This window comes from Microbacterium sp. NPDC055455 (assembly GCF_053619935.1).
Window position 1 is genome coordinate 139,515 of the sequence record NZ_JBSHLB010000001.1, and the last position, 17,206, is coordinate 156,720.

9 protein-coding genes are annotated in these 17,206 nt (G+C 71.7%); 4 read left to right on the forward strand and 5 right to left on the reverse strand.

Annotated elements, in window-relative coordinates; genetic code table 11:
• Positions 1-11: 11 nt before the first annotated feature.
• Positions 12-3,167 carry a glycoside hydrolase family 2 TIM barrel-domain containing protein gene (locus ACWGUG_RS00545; protein ID WP_452323497.1) on the reverse strand — a complete coding sequence of 1,052 codons (3,156 nt, stop codon included), beginning with the start codon at positions 3,165-3,167 and terminating at the stop codon, positions 12-14.
• A 62-nt stretch (positions 3,168-3,229) separates the two neighbouring features.
• On the opposite strand from ACWGUG_RS00545, the gene ACWGUG_RS00550 reads away from it, so the two are divergent.
• On the forward strand, positions 3,230-6,085 hold the full coding sequence (locus ACWGUG_RS00550) for an FAD-binding and (Fe-S)-binding domain-containing protein (RefSeq protein ID WP_452323498.1): 2,856 nt from the start codon (positions 3,230-3,232) through the stop codon (positions 6,083-6,085).
• Between the two features lie 10 nt (positions 6,086-6,095).
• On the opposite strand, the gene ACWGUG_RS00555 is transcribed toward ACWGUG_RS00550, so the two are convergent.
• From ACWGUG_RS00555 to ACWGUG_RS00565, 3 genes are all read right to left on the reverse strand, one after another.
• Complete coding sequence (locus ACWGUG_RS00555) at positions 6,096-7,103, reverse strand: LacI family DNA-binding transcriptional regulator (protein ID WP_452323499.1); 1,008 nt, start codon at positions 7,101-7,103, stop codon at positions 6,096-6,098.
• 120 nt (positions 7,104-7,223) lie between these two features.
• On the reverse strand, positions 7,224-10,049 hold the full coding sequence (locus tag ACWGUG_RS00560; protein ID WP_452323500.1) for a family 78 glycoside hydrolase catalytic domain: 2,826 nt from the start codon (positions 10,047-10,049) through the stop codon (positions 7,224-7,226).
• Between the two features lie 49 nt (positions 10,050-10,098).
• Complete coding sequence (locus ACWGUG_RS00565) at positions 10,099-12,786, reverse strand: family 78 glycoside hydrolase catalytic domain (RefSeq protein WP_452323501.1); 2,688 nt, start codon at positions 12,784-12,786, stop codon at positions 10,099-10,101.
• Between the two features lie 265 nt (positions 12,787-13,051).
• Here ACWGUG_RS00565 and ACWGUG_RS00570 point away from each other — a divergent pair, with 265 nt between their 5' ends.
• The 3 genes from ACWGUG_RS00570 (at position 13,052) to ACWGUG_RS00580 (ending at position 16,274) form a co-directional block, all read left to right on the forward strand.
• The gene (locus ACWGUG_RS00570; RefSeq protein ID WP_336394472.1) at positions 13,052-14,362 is read left to right on the forward strand and encodes an ABC transporter substrate-binding protein; all 1,311 of its coding nucleotides are present in this window, start codon (positions 13,052-13,054) and stop codon (positions 14,360-14,362) included.
• Positions 14,363-14,445: 83 nt separating this feature from the next.
• Positions 14,446-15,363: a carbohydrate ABC transporter permease gene (locus ACWGUG_RS00575; protein WP_336394471.1), complete on the forward strand. Its 918-nt coding sequence runs from the start codon at positions 14,446-14,448 to the stop codon at positions 15,361-15,363.
• On the forward strand, positions 15,360-16,274 hold the full coding sequence (locus ACWGUG_RS00580) for a carbohydrate ABC transporter permease (protein ID WP_336394470.1): 915 nt from the start codon (positions 15,360-15,362) through the stop codon (positions 16,272-16,274). Before ACWGUG_RS00575 ends, ACWGUG_RS00580 begins: the two co-directional genes overlap by 4 nt.
• A gap of 12 nt (positions 16,275-16,286) precedes the next feature.
• Here ACWGUG_RS00580 and ACWGUG_RS00585 read toward each other — a convergent pair whose 3' ends face one another.
• Positions 16,287-17,069 carry a nucleotidyltransferase domain-containing protein gene (locus tag ACWGUG_RS00585; RefSeq protein WP_452323502.1) on the reverse strand — a complete coding sequence of 261 codons (783 nt, stop codon included), beginning with the start codon at positions 17,067-17,069 and terminating at the stop codon, positions 16,287-16,289.
• Positions 17,070-17,206 lie beyond the last annotated feature (137 nt).

Consider the following 17,206-nt stretch of genomic DNA (forward strand, 5'->3'; position numbering starts at 1 on the left):
GAGCCGGCGGCTCACCGCGCGTGGAGCCGCACGCTCCAGGACGCGCGCTCGCGCGGGACGCGATACCGCGCCGGAAGCGCGGGACCCACGGATGCCGAGCCGAGGCCCTGCTGCGCGTGATCGATGTTGAGCCACACCCGTCCCGAGTCCACGAGCTGGTGCGGCTTGTCCGCGCGCTGCAGTGCGTGCGAGTCCCAGCGGCGGGCGGTGAAGTCGAACTGCGGCCGTCCGGTCACCACGAGCGACGGCATCCCGTCCCCGCCGATCTCGAGCCAGCGGGTCTGCACGTGGTTGCCGTTCTCCTGCGGCACGGGGTACGGCACCTGCAGGTCGTCGATGCTGCGGGAGTGACGGCCGACGCGCGAGCCCTCGAACGAATCCGCGTAGGTCTCGCCCGGCCCCCTCCCGAACCACGTCGCGCGCTGCGCCCCGGGGGGCAGAGCGAACAGGAGCCCCAGCCGCGGCACCGGGATGTCGCGGTGCATGTAGGGGGTGTCCGCCCACGGACCGACGAAGTCGACGTCGGCCGTGAGCACCAGGGCGTCGCCCTCCGCCGCCCACGTCATCGTCCATTCGACGCCGTGCGGGTGCGTGCGCGGCGCCGTGCGCCCCCGCACCCGCAGTCGGCCGTCGGCGGCGACGACCTCGTCCACGCGGTGCAGCAGCCGATGCAGCTGCGTCTTGCGCCACACCGCGGCCAGGTTGTTGAGCTCGCCCTGGCCATGGTCGTTCTCGGTCGGCGCGCGATGCAGGTCGAGGACCGGGCCGTCGATGTCGAGGTCGCCGAGCCGCGTCAGCCGCCCCGTCGTCGCGTCGAAGACGCCGGCCCCGACCTCGACCAGCCCCGCGGTCGCGCGGGAGGGACCACGCCGGGGACGGTCGGCGGCGGCAGCGGTCGACGCCGAATCGGCGTGATCGGTCGACGCCGGGCCGGCGTGGGGCTCCTCCGCGTCGAGCACCCGCTGACCCCACGCGACGACGTGGCCCGCCGGCGCCCACAGCTCGTCTGCGGCGAGCGCGGCCTCGACCGTCAGGACGACGTCGGCGACGGATGCCCCGCCCGCCGCCGCGCTCCGCTCCGGCGGTCGGAGCGCGCGGCCTGAGGCATCCGGAATCGCGATCTCGACGGCCTCGCCGGCCGCCACGAACGGGACTGGCAGCTCCCCCGTCGCGGCGACGACGCCGTCGTTCTCGACGCTCCAGCGGAAGACGAGGTCCGAGGTGTCGACCGCGTGACGCCGGTTGAGGAGGCTCACCGAGCGCTCCCCCACCCGGATCTCGACGGGTTCGTGGGCCTTGGCCAGCTCGACGAGGCCCGGCGTGGGCGTGCGGTCGCTGAACACCAGCCCGTGCAGGCTGAAGCGGCCGCCTCGCGGCTCGTAGTCCACGTCGTCCCCGTGCATCACGAACGGGATGCCGTCACCGGTCGTCGCGTGGAACCCGTGGTCGATCCACTCCCACACGAACGCGCCGCACAGGCGGTCGTGCGCACGGATGATCCGCCAGTAGTCCTGCAGCGAGCCGGGTCCGTTCCCCATCGCGTGCGCGTACTCGACGAGGAGGAACGGCAGCCTCCGGCGCCGCGCCTCGTCCGCCTCCGTGACGCCGTCAGGGAGCGGGGACGCCGCACCTTGCTCCCCCAGCACCATCCCGTGCATGCTGAGCCGTCCGCCGCGCGGCTCCTCGCGCCGCCCGATCTGCTCGAGAAGCTCCAGCGACGGGTACATCAGCGAGTAGAAGTCCGAGTCGCGGTAGCTCGGGTCCCGCTCGTACAGCACCGGACGCGACGGATCCCGCTCGTCGAGCCAGCGCCGCATGTCGGCGAAGGCGGCGCCGGTCATGCTCTCGTTCGCCAGCGACCACACCACCACGCTGGGACGGTTCTTGTCGCGCTCGACGGTCCGCCGGAGGCGGTCCATGAGCGCCTCACGCCACTCGGGGAGCGCGGGCGGGTTGCGGGCCCACCCCTCGTAGATGAAGCCGTGCGTCTCGAGGTCGACCTCGACGACGACCCACAGCCCGTATTCGTCGCACAGCCGGAGGAACTCCGGGTGCGGCGGGTAGTGGCTGGTGCGGACCGCGTCGATGTTCGCCCGCTTCATCATGACGATGTCCTGGACCATCGCATCGCGGTCCAGCGCCCGGCCGGTGACGGGGTGATGCTCGTGCCGGTTCACGCCGCGAAAGGTCACCGGACGCCCGTTGGCGGTGAGGACGCCGTCGACGATCTCGACGCGCCGGAAACCGATGGCGAGCCCGACCGTCTCGCCGGCCGAGCGGAGCGTGCCGCGATACAGCCGGGGGCGGTCCGCGCTCCACGGCTCGACGGCGACGGTCGCGGTCTCACCGGCCGGCATGCGGATGCCGAGCTCGGGGATCTCGACCACCGCCGCGGTCGTGGCATCCACCCGCAGCGTGCCGAGGCCTGTCGACGCGTCGTAGTCGGCGTGCACGAAGTGGTCGTCGATCGCGTCATCGGGACGAGAGAGGAGCTCGACGTCGCGGAAGATGCCGGGCAGCCACCACATGTCCTGGTCTTCCAGGTACGTGCCCGCCGACCAGCGATGAACCCGCACGCACAGCACGTTGCGTCCCGCGCGCACCGGCGCCTCGAACTCGAACGGCAGACGGCTGCCGGTCGACCACCCCAGCTCCCGGCCGTTGAGCCACACCTTCGCGCACGAGTCCACGCCCTGGAACCGCAGCACCGCGCGGCCGAAGTCCTCGGGCACGTCGAACGTCACGCGGTAGTCGCCCGTCGGGTTCTCGGCCGGCATGAGCGGCGGATCGAGCGGGATGGGATAGGCCGTGTTCGTGTAGAGCGGTCCCTCCTCGGTGCCGAGCATGCGACGGGCGGGTCCGCCCGCGAGCGGCGTGAACTCCTCGAGCACCCAGTGGGCGGGAACCCGCATGCCGTCCCAGGCCGAGTCGTCGAAGTCCGTGTCGAGGAAGGCGTCGCCGGTGCCCTCAGCCGTGGGCGAGAGCCGGAATCGCCAGGTGCCGTTGAGGCGGAGGACGCGGGCGTCGGTCAGGGCATCGGCGCGGGGCCGGCGCCTGCCCGACCCGGGTGCCGTACTCTCCCAGTACCGCTCCCCGACGTCGGCACCCGTCGCCGTGTCGTGACGGCCGGAGACGGCCGTCGAAGATCCGCTAGTCTGCATGTGCATCGGAGCTTGCATATCCATTCTTTTATGAATGTGATTGCAGTCTAGTCCAGCAAGGAGTTCCCATGGCAAGGACGGCGGCCCCGTCGACGCTTCCGCGCGCCCATGTGCCCGACGCCGTCAGACGCGCCGTGACGGATGCCTCGCGCATCCGCCGGCGCGCCATCGACCGCGTCGCCTACGCGAGCGACGCCTCGCACTTCCTCCTCACGCCGCAGGCCGTCCTCATCGCCGCCGACGCCGCCGAGGTCGGCGCCGTCATGCGCGCGGCGAGCGCGAGCGGCTCGCGGCTGACCTTCCGTTCCGGCGGCACCAGCCTCTCGGGGCAGGCCTCGACGGACGGGCTCCTCGTCGACGTGCGGCAGCGCTTCCGGCGGATCGACGTGCTCGACGACGGCCGGCGCGTGCGGGTGCAGCCGGGCGCCACGGTGCGCCAGGTCAACGCGCGCCTCGCGCGCCACGGCCACCGGCTCGGGCCCGACCCGGCCAGCGAGCTGGCGTGCACGATCGGCGGGGTGGTCAACAACAACTCCAGCGGCATGGCGTGCGGCATCACCGAGAACACCTACCGCACGCTCGAGTCCCTCGTCTTCGTCCTGCCTTCGGGAACGGTGGTCGACTCCGCCGCCCCCGACGCCGACACCGCGCTGCGCGCGGCGGAGCCCGCGCTCGTCGACGGGCTGCTCCGGCTGCGGGAGCGCGTGGTGTCGAACCCGCGCTCGGTCGAGATCATCCGCAGGCAGTTCGCGATGAAGAACACGATGGGATACGGCGTCAACGCCTTCCTCGACTTCGAGACCCCCGCGCAGCTGCTCGCCCACCTCGTCGTGGGCAGCGAGGGGACGCTCGCGTTCGTCGCCGAGGCGACGTACCGCACGGTGCCGCTGCGCCCGCAGATCGCGACGGCCCTGACCGTGTTCCCCGATCTCGACGCGGCCACGCGCGCCCTCCCCGACCTCGTCGCCACCGGGGCCGTGACCCTCGAGCTGATGGATGCCACCTCCCTGCGCGTCGGCCAGTCGCTCGCGGGTGCCCCCCGGCAGATCCAGGGACTCTCCGTCCGCGACCAGGCCGCACTGCTGATCGAGTATCAGGCGGATGACGGCGAGGAGCTCGCCGACCTCGTCGCCCGCGGCGGGCGGGCGCTCGCGGCGCAGCCGCTCGAGGCCGCGGTCGCCTTCTCGTCCGACGCCGCGGAGCGCGCGGCCGCGTGGAAGCTCCGGAAGGGGCTGTACGCGTCGGTGGCGGGCGCCCGCCCGAGCGGGACCACGGCACTCCTGGAGGACGTGGTGGTGCCCGTCGAGCGCCTCGCCGCCGCATGCGAGAGCCTGCAGACGCTCTTCGACCGCTACGACTACCGCGACAGCGTCATCTTCGGGCACGCGAAGGACGGCAACATCCACTTCCTCCTCACCGACCGCTTCGAGTCGTCCGAGCAGCTGTCGCGTTACACCGCCTTCACCGAGGACATGGTCGACCTCGTGCTCGAGGCGGGCGGCAACCTCAAGGCAGAGCACGGCACCGGGCGCGTGATGGCGCCGTACGTGCGGCGGCAGTACGGCGACGAGCTGTACGAGGTCATGCGCGAGCTGAAGCGGCTGTGCGACCCGGCCGGCATCCTCAACCCGGGTGTCATCATCGACGACGACCCCGACGCGCACCTGAAGAACATCAAGCTGGCCGATCCGATCGAGCCCGAGGCCGATCGCTGCGTCGAGTGCGGCTACTGCGAGCCGGTGTGTCCGAGCAAGGACCTGACGCTCACCCCGCGCCAGCGGATCGTCACGCGGCGGGCGATCGCCCGAGCCGAGGCATCCGGCGACGACGCCCTCGTGCGGGAGCTGGAACGCGACTACGACTACGCGGGGGTCGACACCTGCGCGGTGGACGGCATGTGCCAGACTGCGTGCCCCGTGCTCATCAACACGGGATCGCTCGTCAAGCGGCTGCGGCGGGAGAACGCCGGGCGCGTCGCGAGCACGGCATGGTCGGGCGCCGCCCGCTCCTGGGGCGCAGCCACGCGGGCCGCGAGCGCGGGCCTGACCCTCGCGGACAGGCTCCCCGGCGGACTGGTCACCGCGGCCACCGACGTCGCGCGCGCTGTGCTCGGCGCCGACGCCGTTCCGCGGTACACCGACGACCTGCCGCCGGGCGGCTCGCCCCGCTCCCGGCTCGGGTCCTCGATCGGCGCGCCGGACGCGGCCCCGGTCGCGGTCTTCCTCCCGGCCTGCGTCAACACCATGTTCGGGCCGGCCGGGGACGGCATCGGCGTGACCGAGGCCTTCCGTCGCCTCGCGGAACGCGCCGGCGTGCGGCTGGTGGTGCCCGACCGCGTCGACGCGCTGTGCTGCAGCACCCCGTGGACCTCGAAGGGCTACGCCGGCGGTCGCGCGATGATCGCCGAGCGCGTGGTGACGGAGCTCGCTGCGACCTCCCGGGACGGCGAGCTGACGATCGTGACGGATGCCTCCAGCTGCACCGAGGGCTTCGTGCACCTGCTCGCAGACGCGGGCGTCGCGGGCGTCGTGGAGGACGCCGTGTCGTTCACCGAGCGGGTGCTGCTCCCGCGCCTGGGCCCGGTGACGCCGCGGGTCGGGACGCTGGCGCTTCATCCGACCTGCTCCTCGGCGCAGCTCGGCCTCGACCCGGCGCTGCGCCGGGTGGCGGAGGCCGTGGCCGCCGAGGTCGTCGTCCCCGACGCATGGGGCTGCTGCGGCTTCGCCGGCGACCGCGGGATGCTGCATCCCGAGCTCACCGCGTCGGCCACCGCCGCCGAGGCCGCCGAGGTGCGCGCGCTGGACGCGGACGCGCACGCGTCGTGCAACCGCACGTGCGAGCTGGGCCTCACGCGCGCGACCGGAGCGGACTACCGGCACGTGCTCGAGCTGCTCGAGGAGGTCACCCGCCCGACGGCGGGATGACGAGGCGAACCTAGCCCACCGTCGACTCCCGGACCACGAGCTCGGGCTGGAAGCGCACCGTGCGCTCGTGCGCGCCGCCGGCATCCTCCTGCTCCTTCAGGAGCAGGTCCACCGCGGTGTAGCCGATCAGGTGGGCGGGCTGGCGCACCGAGCTCAACGGCACGACCGTGGCCGAGGCGAAGTCGATGTCGTCGTAGCCGATGAGGGCGATGTCGCGCGGCACCTGGAGGTCGGACATCAGCGAGAAGGCCTGCAGCGCGCCGACGGCGAGCAGGTCGTTCGCGGTGAAGACGGCGTCCGGCCGCTCCTCGGGCGGCCGCGCGCGGAGCAGCTCGCCCGCCTCGCGTCCCTGCAGGACGGTCAGCGCCGACATCTCGACCACTTCCAGCGTCGCGCCCTCGACCTCGGCGATGGCCCGGCGGGCGCCCTCGAGGCGGTCGGCGACCTGACGGATGGTGAGGGGACCGGCGATGTACGCGACGCGTCGCCGTCCGGTCGACAGCAGGTGCGAGACGGCGAGGTAGCCCCCCTCGACGTCGTCCACCGACACCGAGGCGAACCCGCGCTCGGCATCCTCGTGGTCGACGAGCACGACGGGGACGCCGCCGCTGCGGAGCCGGTCGAGGCGGTCGAGGTCACCGTGCACCGGCGTCAGGAGCACGCCGTTGACCCGCTGCTCGCGAAACAGCTCGAGATAGGCGTCCTCGCGGTCGGGGCGCTCGTCGCTGTTGCCCAGCAGCACGCTCATGCCGGACTCCGCCGCGCGGTCCTCGGCGCCGCGGGCCACCTCGGCGAAGAACGGGTTGCCCGCATCGAGCACGATGAGCGCGATGCTGCGGCTGCGTCCCGCCCGCAGCTGGCGTGCGGCGTCGTTGCGCACGAAGCCCAGTTCCTCGATCGCCTGCGTCACCCGCTCGACGGTCGACGGCGAGACCTTCTCGGGACGGTTGAGCACATTCGAGACCGTTCCGACGGAGACGGATGCCGCAGCCGCGACATCGCGCACGCTCACCACCATGGATCCCCCAGTGCTTCCTCTTGCTGTCCGCGAGTGTAGGGCACCGGCGCGCGGTGGCGCCCGAGGGGCCGCCGCGACGCCGTGCGCGGCGCCGGACGGCTCCCCCGGGCAGACGCGGGGTCAGGCATCCGCGTGCGCCTTCTCGCGCTGAGCCGACAGCGCGGCGAGGCGCTCGGCGATCTCCTGCTGCGTCTCGGGACCGGCGTGCATGAACAGCGCCTCTCCGAGCTCCCGCCGCGAGGACCACCGCGTGTGGGTCCGGAACGCGTGCGCCTTCTCGGGGTCCACCGCCTCCAGCACGCGGCCGACCGCCTCGTACGCCTCGAGGTCGTCGATGACGGCGGCGAGCGTCGAGTCCAGACCGATGCGGGATGCCGGCGCGGCGGGCGCGGCATCCGTCATCTCCCACTCGTGGGTGCCCGCACCCACCTCCAGCCGCCGGCCGTCGGGCAGGACGACCACGGCCGTCGTGTTCGGCGGCACGACAGCCTCGACGCGCAGGACGCCGTCCCCACGCGTCCAGCCGGCCCGCGCGGTCCCGTACGGCGAGAGGTGCTCGGCCCAGGCGTGGTCGAACTCCGCGAGCGGCTGCGGCTCGATGCGGATCCGCGCATAGCCGGGCGCGTCCGGCGCGAGCCCTGCGACCACCCGGTGCAGCCAGTCGCCGATCGCGCCGAGCGCGTAGTGGTTGAACGACGTCATCTCGCCCGGGTTGATGGAGCCGTCCGGCAGCATCGAGTCCCAGCGCTCCCAGATCGTCGTGGCGCCCATCGTCACCGGGTACAGCCACGAGGGGTTCTCGGTCTGCACCAGCAGGCGTCGCGCCGTCTCGAGGTGGCCGGTGCGGGTGAGCGCGTCCTGGATGATGGGCGTGCCGACGAACCCGGTGCCGATGCGGTAGCCCGAGAGCCGCGTGAGCTCGGCGAGCCGCTCGCCCAGCTGCGCGTGCTGCTCGGGCGGGGCGATCTCGAAGACGATCGCCATCGCGTACGCGGTCTGGGCGTCCGACATCATGCGTCCGGCCGGCGTCACGTACTCGGCGAGGAACGCCGCGCGCACCTCCTCGGCGACCCGGGCGTAGTCACGCGCCTCCTCATCCCTCCCGAGCAGTGCCGCCGCGCGGGCGACGGCGTCCGCGGACCGGAAGAGGTAGGCCGAGGCGACGATGTCGGCGTCGGTCTTGGCGTTGGCGGGCAGGTGCGGCGGAGCATCGGGGTCGAGCCAGTCGCCGAACTGGAACATCCCCTCCCACAGGCGCCGGGGCCCGGCGAGCTCGATGAGCACGTCCGCCCAGCCCTTCATGCTGGAGTACTGGCGCTCGACGGTCGCGACATCGGCGTAGCGCTCGTGGAGCACCCACGGCACGATGGTGGCGGCATCCCCCCACGCGGCGGCGGGACGCGCGGCGCCGAGCGCGTTGGGCACGACGAACGGCACGACGCCGTCGACCTGCTCCAGCGCGAGGTCGCGCAGCCACGAGTCGAGGAAGCCGCGCACGTCGTAGAGGAACGACGCGGTCGGGGCGAACACCTGGATGTCGCCCGTCCAGCCCAGGCGCTCGTCGCGCTGCGGGCAGTCGGTCGGCAGGTACAGGAAGTTGCCGCGCAGGCCCCAGACGATGTTCTCGTGGAGCTGGTTGACGAGGGGGTGGGATGCCTCGAACCAGCCGGTGCGCTCCATGTCGCTGTGGATCACCACGGCCGTCACCGCGGACGGGTCGAAGTCGCCCGGCCAGCCGTCGACCTCGGCGTAGCGGAACCCGTGGAAGGTGAACTCGGGCTCCCACTCCTCCACGCCGGAGCCTGCCAGCGTGTAGTGGTCGGTGGCCGCCGCCGCGCGCAGCGGGCGCGTGCCCAGCTCGCCGTGCTCGAGCACTTCGGCGTGGCGCAGCGTGATCTCGGTGCCCGCCGGTCCCTCGACCCGGATGCGGAGGCGCCCGACGAGGTTCTGCCCGAAGTCCAGCACCGTCCTGCCGCTGGGCGTCGTGATCACCTCCTGCACCGTCAGCTCGTCGAGCCGGCGCACGAACGGCGACACCCGCGCCTCCGGCGTGCGGATCGCCTCGAGCTCTGCGGCCGGACTCCACGCGGACGCGTCGTAGCCGGCCTGCGCGAAGCCGCGGCCGTCGGCGTCGACGAGCGCGCGGCGTGCGTCGTGGTCCTCCCCGGCATACAGGCCGCTCGCCGTGATGGGCCCTGTCGACGCCTGCCACGAGGCATCCGTCCTCACCCACTCGGACGACCCGTCCGCGTACTCGATGAGCAGCTGACCGGCGAAGCGGGGCTGCTCGGCGTAGAGCGGCCGGGCGTTCTCGCGGAAGCCGTAGCGCTCGGTCGCCCACGCGCCCGCGAGCCGCACACCGATGGCGTTGCGCCCCTCGGCGAGGAGCGCCGTGACGTCGGTCGTCTCGTGGATGGTGCGGTGCTGGTACGGCGTCCAGCCGGGCTTCATCACCTGGTCGTCGACGTCGGTCCCGTCGATCGCCACCTGGTACACCCCGACGGCCGTCGCGTACAGGGTCGCGCGGGCGACGGGTCCGGTGACGTCGAACTCGGCGCGCAGGCAGACCGGCTGCGCCGTCTGCGACGGGGAGGCCAGCCCGATCGCCGTCGCCTGCCACTCGCCCTCGCCGAGGAAGCCGGCGAACACGCGCCGCGGCGCGCTCCACGGGCCCGTCACGCCGTCCTCGCCGGTGACCCGCACGCGGAGCGTCGCCTCCTCGCGCGGCGCGAGCGGGGCGAACGGCCACGCCACGCGCGTGGACATACGTCCCTCGATGCGGTGCTGCGACGCCTCGGCACCGCGGGTGATCTCGACGTCGGCCGACGCCTGGAGCCAGCCTGGGGCGTCGGTGTCGGTGCGCCAGCCGATCTCGGGCGCGGGCGACGCGACGACGTCGCTGCGGTACGGCGCGTCGATGACGATGTGGGGAACGGGGCTGCTCATGGCACTCCTCGGGGTTGTCGGCAGTGGGGCGGGGTCGGTGTGGGGGGTGTCAGGCGGGCACGACGGCGACCGGATGCGCGATCGCCGGGGCCGTGACGCGGATGCGGTGGATGCCGTGGCCGAGCTCGGCCGGCGCCGGGGCGTCGTCCACCGTCGCGGTCGACGCGGCCGTGACCGGAAGGTCCAGCAGGGCGCGGGAGCCGAACGGCACCTCGAGGGTCGCCTCGAAGACGTCGCCCTCGACGCGCCATCGGATGGCGAGGCGCCCCTGCGGCGTCTCGATCGACGCCGCAGCCCGGTCGAGCCCGTCGGCCGGCCGCGGCGCGACATGCACGGTGCGGTAGCCCGGGTCGTCGGCGTCGGGCGCGAGGCCGGCGACCGTGCGGTACACCCAGTCGATCATCGCGCCGTACGCGTAGTGGTTGAACGAGAGCATGCCGGTGTCCGCCTCCGACGCGTCCTCGGTGGGCAGGGCGTCCATCGCCCCCGAGTGGATGCTGCCGTCGGGCAGGATCGCATCCCACCGCTCCCACACCGTCGTCGCTCCGCGATCGACCTGGTAGAGCCACGACGGCGCCTCGCGGCGGAGGACCATGGTGTACGCCTCGTCGAGGTGCCCGCTGTGCGAGAGCGCGAACAGCACCAGCGGCGTCCCGAGGAAGCCGGTCGCGATGCGGCCGTGCTCGCGGCGGACGTTCTCGGCGAGCCCCGCCGCGATCTCGGTGCGACGCGCGGCCGGCGCGAGGCCGAACTCGAGGGCGATGGCGGCCCCGCTCTGGGTGAGGACGGCGTCCTCGCCCCAGCGCTCGAACGTCGCCGCGGCGACGCGGTCGGCCAGCTCGTCGTACCGGGCGGCACCGTCCTCGTCGCCGAGGATCCGCTCGGCGCGCGCGAGCAGGCGGGCGGAGCGGGCGTAGAACGCATTCGAGACGAAGTCGCTCGACACCTTCGCCTCCCACGGCCGGTCCCCGGGCGCGTCCGGATCGAGCCAGTCGCCGAACTGGAAGTCGCCGGGCGCCAGCACGACGTCGTCGCCGGCCCGCCGGCGCAGGTGCTCGACCCATCGGCGCATGCTGTCGCGCTGACGCTCGAGCACCTCGGTCGAGCCGTACGACTCGTACACCGCGAACGGCACGATGGTGGCGGCATCCGCCCATCCGGCCCGTCCCATGTTGGGCGTCTGCACGCCGCCCATCAGCATGTCCTGCGGGCGGATGATGTCGGGGACGACGGCGGGCACGCCACCGTCGTCGGTCTGATCGATCTCGAGGTCGCGCAGCCACGAGAGCCAGAACGCCTGGGTGTCCAGCAGCGTGCTCGCCGTCGCCGCGAACGCCTGGGCGTCCCCGGTCCAGCCGAGCCGCTCGTCGCGCTGCGGGCAGTCGGTGGGCACCGAGACGAAGTTGTCCCGCTGCGACCAGTACACGTTCGAGTGGAACCGGTCGAGGGCCTCGTGCGAGGACTGGAACGAGCTGCGCACGGCGAGGTCGCTCGAGATCGCGACGGCGGTCGCCGAGACGACCTCCGCGCCCTCGACGTCGGCGTAGCGGAACCCATGGAACGTGAACGCCGGCTCGAGCACCTGCTCGCCGTCGCGGTCGAGCGTGTAGACGTCGGTGGCCTTGGCCGACCGCAGCGCCTTCAGGTGCAGGTCCCCCGAAGGCTCGAGCACCTCGGCGTGACGCACGGTCACGACGTCGCCGGCGCGGCCGCGCACCACCAGCCGGACCCAGCCGGAGATGTTCTGCCCGCCGTCCAGCCGCGCGCGGCCGTCGTGCCCGGCGACCGACATCGGCAGCTCGGCGACGGTGCGCACGGGCGGCGCCGAGCGAGGCTCGAACCGGCCGGGGTCGATCTCGACGACGGATGCCGCCACCCAGCCGTCGCCCCGGTAGCCCGGCTCGTGCATGCGGGGGTCGTGGCGGCGCAGGTCGGTCACGGTGCCGTCGTAGATGCTCGCGCTGCGCAACGCGCCGAACCCGGCCCGCCACGAGGCATCCGTCTTCGCGACGATCGCACCGTCGGCCTCGAGCTGGGCGAGCGCGCCGGTGCGGTCGCCGTAGATCGCCTGCCGCCGCGCGAAGCCGAAGCTGCCGCGGTACCAGCCGTCGGCGACGGCGAGAACGATCACGTTGACGCCCTCGTGCAGCAGCCCGGTGACATCGAGCGTGTCGACGAGGATGCGCTCCTGGTAGGACGTCCACCCCGGCGTGAGGTGGGCGTCGGTCGCGCGCACGCCGTTGATCCAGGCGTCGACGAGGCCGAGGGCGCTCAGGCGCAGCCGCGCCGCCGACGGGACGCGCTCGAGCGCGAACTCCGTGCGCAGCAGCGGGACGGGGCCGTCCGCCGGGCCGTCGGCGCCGATGACGGATGCCTCCAGATCGGGGCCGTCCACGCCCGCCTCGACGACGAGCGGCTCGCTCCAGTCGGACCAGCCGTTGGTGGTCGCCAGGCGCACCGCGAAGGCCGCGCGCTCCCCGGGCGCGAGTTCGCCGGCCACGTGCACGCCCACGGTCCGCGCATCGGCCACCGGCTCCGCGGCGGCGAGCGCGGCACCCTCCCGGCCCTGCGAGAGCTGATATCCGACGATGCGGGCGCGGGGGTCGTCGGTCTCGGCGCGCCAGCTGAGGCGCAGGCCGCGGCGAGGAACCCCGAGCAGGGCGTCACCGTGCTGGGTGCGGAGGCCGACCACGCGGGTCGCAGCGTCGAGCGCGTCGGCGGGGGGAAGAGCCGTCATGGCCGGATCCTTTCGGCGGGCGGCAGCGTCGCGGCCCGCGGGACCATCGTGAAACGATTCAGGGTTGGATGTCAACCAAAGTGTAGACCGTTACACGATCGTGACTGAACGTTTCAAACCCGCTGTTGACCCCGGCGCGGATGGGCCGTAGCTTACGAGAGTTGAATGGTTTCAATGTCGGATGGCATGGGACTCCATCCGACGAAGCACCAGGGAATCCGGCAGCGTGGGCGGATCATCCGCTCGGCTTTACAAGGAGGTAAAGATGAAGAGCTCCCCGACCAGGAGAGTGCTCGTCGCAGGCGCGGGCATCGTGGCACTGGCCGTTCCGTTGGCGGCGTGCAGCGCCGGTGGCGGCGGATCCGAGGACGGCACGGTCGAGATCACGTACCTGACGCAGAACGCCGAGGCGAACGTCGCCGCGGCCGAGGCGCTCATCGAGGCGTTCGAGGAGGAGAACCCCGACATCTCGGTGCGCCTCGAGACGCAGCCGGCGGGCACCGAGGGCGACAACCTGATGAAGACGAAGCTCGCCACCGGCGAGATGGAGGACGTCTTCCACTACAACTCGGGCTCGCTGTTCCAGGCGCTCAACCCCGACCAGAACCTCGTGCCGCTCGACGACCAGGACTGGACCGGCGACCTCATCGACACGATGACCGCCGTGGTCTCCACCGACAACGGCGTCTACGGCGCGCCGTGGGGCGCCACCCAGGCCGGCGCCGTGGTCTACAACAAGGCGATCTACGCCGACCTCGGCCTCGAGGTGCCCACGACGTGGGACGAGTTCGCCGCGAACAACGAGGCGATCAAGGCGGCCGGCATCGCCCCCGTCATCCAGACCTACGGCGACACCTGGACGAGCCAGCTCTTCGTGCTCGGCGACTTCGGCAACGTCCTCGCACAGGACCCCGACTGGGCCGAGGAGTACACCGCGGGCAACCGCAAGTACGTCGACGAGCCGGGCATCCAGGGCTTCGCGAACCAGCAGGCCGGCTTCGACGCCGGATGGTGGAACGAGGACTTCGGGTCGGCATTGTTCGACGACGGCGCCCGCATGGTCGCCACCGGCGAGGGCGCGCACTACCCGATCCTCACCGGCATCGTCTCGACGATCTCGCAGAACAACCCCGACGAGCTCGAGGACGTCGGCGTCTTCCCGCTGCCCGCCCAGGACGCGGCCGACACCAAGCTCACGGTGTGGCTGCCGAACGCGATCTACATCCCGAAGACGACCGAGGGCGACAAGCTCGAGGCGGCGAAGAAGTTCGTCGCGTTCACCCAGACCGAGGCCGGCTGCGAGGTGCAGAACACCGCGATGGTGCCCAGCGGGCCGTACGCGAACGCCTGCGAGCTTCCCGGCGACGTGCCCGGGCTGCTGAAGGACATGCAGGTCTACTTCGACGAGGGCAACACCAACCCGGCGCTGGAGTTCCTGTCGCCCATCAAGGGACCGAACCTCGAGAACATCACGGTCCAGGTGGGCTCGGGCATCAGCACGGCCGAGGACGGCGCCGCCCTGTACGACGAGGATGTCGTCAAGCAGGCGCAGCAGCTCGGCCTCGAAGGCTGGTGAGCCGGCAGCGGATCTGAACAGCATCCGATTCGGGGGTCGCGTCGTCCGCGGCGCGGCCCCCTCCCCACATCAATGGAGATGACATGACGACGCTCGCACCCGCCCCACCGCAGACCGCCGCTCCCCCGCCACGCAGACGGCGGACGATCGGGAGCATGTACCCGCTCTGGTTCTACGTGCCGGCCGGGATCCTCTTCATCGTCCTGTTCGCCGTCCCGACGTTCGCGTCCTTCTACTTCAGCCTCACCCGCTGGTCGCTGTTCGACGTCGAGTTCATCGGGTTCGACAACTTCGTGACGTTCTTCACGGAGCCGATGCTCTACCAGAGCCTCATCAACACGTTCATCTACGGCTTCATCACGTCCGGGCTCAAGGTGGTCCTCGGGCTCGCACTGGCCCTGCTGCTGACCGGCTCGATCCTCGGGCGCGGCTACCTCCGGGCGACGATCTTCTTCCCCGTGCTGGTCTCGACGATCGGCGTCGGCATCACGTTCAAGGTGCTCATGGACCCGTTCGACGGGCTCATCAACGAGACCCTCGCGATCTTCGGCATCCAGGGTCCCGCCTGGCTCACCGACCCGTCCCTCGCCCTCTACTCCGTCGCGCTGGTGGATGTCTGGCAGGGCGTCGGCATCGCCACCCTCATCTACATCGCGGGCATCGTCGCGATCCCGCAGGAGTACTTCGAGGCCGCCCGCGTGGACGGCGCCGGCGCCTGGAAGGTGTTCCGCAACATCACCCTCCCCCTCGTCACCCCGGCGACCGGCACCGTCGTGCTGCTGTCCCTCATCGGCGGGCTCCGCTCGTTCGAGCTCATCTGGGCGATGACCAGGGGCGGTCCCGGGTTCTCGAGCGACGTCATCGCGTCGGTCATCTACAAGCAGTACCAGGCGGGCTTCTACGGCCTGTCGACGGCGGGCAACGTGGTGCTCTTCGTCATCGTCACGGCCATCGTCGTGCCGATCTTCTGGGCCATCAACCGTCGGCAGGTGGAATCATGACCGTCACGCGCACCATCACGACCGCGGACTCGCGCTCTGCGCGCCGACTGCCCCGCGAGGACCGCCGCCCGCTGACGCTGCGCAAGTTCCTCCGCAAGTACGTCGTCGGCGTCATCGCGATCATCCTGTCGATCATCGTCTTCATCGTGCCGTTCGCGTTCATCTTCCTGACCGCGGCGAAGAACCCCCAGGAGGCGTCGCTCTTCGAGTTCACGCTGCCGCAGGAGGGCTGGTACCTGTGGGAGAACTTCCTCACGGTGCTGCAGACGCGGGACTACATCATCCTGCGCGCGTTCTGGAACAGCACGGTGCTGACCGTCGTGAGCGTGGCGATCATGGTGATCTTCTCGGCCGCCGTCGGGTACGTGCTGCAGCGCCGCAAGTCGCGGTGGAACGGCATCGTCTACTTCTTCGTGTTCGCGGGCCTCATCGTCCCGCCCGCCGTGGTGCCCACCATCTGGGTGCTGCAGGGGATCGGCCTGTTCAAGACCATGCCCGGAATGATCCTCATCGAGGCGGCCTTCGGCCTGTCGTTCTGCATCCTGCTGTTCCGCGCCTTCGTCGCGACGATCCCGCGCGAGCTGGACGAGGCGGCGATCATCGACGGCGCAGGACCCATGCGGCTGTTCTTCTCGGTTGTGATGCCGCTGCTGAAGCCGGTCATGGTGACGATCATCGTGGTGCAGGCGGTGCGCGTGTTCAACGACTTCACCGGGCCGCTGTACTTCCTGCCCGGCGACGCGAACGCGACGGTCCAGCTGACGCTCTACAACTTCCAGAGCCAGAACCTCAGCCAGTGGAACCTGCTGTTCATGGACATCCTGCTCATCACCATCCCGCCGCTGATCATGTACATCTTCTTCAACCGGCAGATCGTCGCAGGCTTGACCAGCGGAGCGGTCAAGGGGTGATGCGGCGTGGTGTCACCAGAACTCCGCGGGCACGGTCCCGCGGAGCCAGGCGAGTTCGTTGTCGCGGATGAAGGTCGACAGCGTCTCGTCGGGGGTGAGGTCGCCCGCCAGCCACTCATCGAGGATGCGGAGCAGCTCGCGGCCGGAGTCCGTGTCGGGGTCGTCCACGACACGGCTCCACGCCTCGACGAAGCCGTCGGGCGTGTCGACGGTCAGCATCAGCTTCGAGACGTACTTCGGTCCGGGCAGCATCACGTGGTTCGCCGCGAGCGCCGCCCGCGCCGCAGCCAGGGCGAGATGCAGTCCGGCGTGGCGGCGGAGGAATCCGTCGCCACGCTCGACCGCCTGGCGCAGGAAGTAGCCGCCGTAGAGGCGCGCCTGCGCCACGTGGGAGCGGATGCGATCCTCCCAGACGTCGTCGGGGAGCACCGGGATGCGGGCGACCGTGTCGGCCAGCCCGTCCAGCTCGCTCCACGCCACGCGCGCGCCGACGAAGGAGGCGCGGGTGGGGTCGTCGGCCCGCTCGATGGCCGTCTGGAGGTACGTCGGGCTGACGAGCTTGATGTCGATGTACGAGCCGGGATAGTCCAGATCCCGTCGCTCGACCCAGGCGTACCGGCCGCGCGCGGTCTCGGCGGCGAAGCGCTCGTCGTCCACCACCAGGTACACGTCGACGTCCGAGTCCTCGCGCTCCCGGCCCCGGGCCACCGAGCCGACGAGCACCACGCCGAGCACGCCCGGCTCGTCGCGTACCGAATCCACGTAGGCGGCGAGCGCCCGCTCCTGTTGCTCCACTCGTGCTCCTTCGCATCGAATCCCTCCCCACGCTATCGACACATCCGGCGTCCTCGCGTAGCATGCGACGGGAAGCGCTTTCCCGGTTGCGGAAAACGTTTCGGACCTTTATCGTTGAAACGATTCATACCGCGGGC

Excerpts from the sequence above, each read along its gene's own strand:
- ACWGUG_RS00545 (WP_452323497.1), bottom strand. The coding sequence starts at position 3,167 with ATGCACATGCAGACTAGCGGATCTTCGACGGCCGTCTCCGGCCGTCAC.
- ACWGUG_RS00550 (WP_452323498.1), top strand. The coding sequence starts at position 3,230 with ATGGCAAGGACGGCGGCCCCGTCGACGCTTCCGCGCGCCCATGTGCCC.
- ACWGUG_RS00555 (WP_452323499.1), bottom strand. The coding sequence starts at position 7,103 with ATGGTGGTGAGCGTGCGCGATGTCGCGGCTGCGGCATCCGTCTCCGTC.
- ACWGUG_RS00560 (WP_452323500.1), bottom strand. The coding sequence starts at position 10,049 with ATGAGCAGCCCCGTTCCCCACATCGTCATCGACGCGCCGTACCGCAGC.
- ACWGUG_RS00565 (WP_452323501.1), bottom strand. The coding sequence starts at position 12,786 with ATGACGGCTCTTCCCCCCGCCGACGCGCTCGACGCTGCGACCCGCGTG.
- ACWGUG_RS00570 (WP_336394472.1), top strand. The coding sequence starts at position 13,052 with ATGAAGAGCTCCCCGACCAGGAGAGTGCTCGTCGCAGGCGCGGGCATC.
- ACWGUG_RS00575 (WP_336394471.1), top strand. The coding sequence starts at position 14,446 with ATGACGACGCTCGCACCCGCCCCACCGCAGACCGCCGCTCCCCCGCCA.
- ACWGUG_RS00580 (WP_336394470.1), top strand. The coding sequence starts at position 15,360 with ATGACCGTCACGCGCACCATCACGACCGCGGACTCGCGCTCTGCGCGC.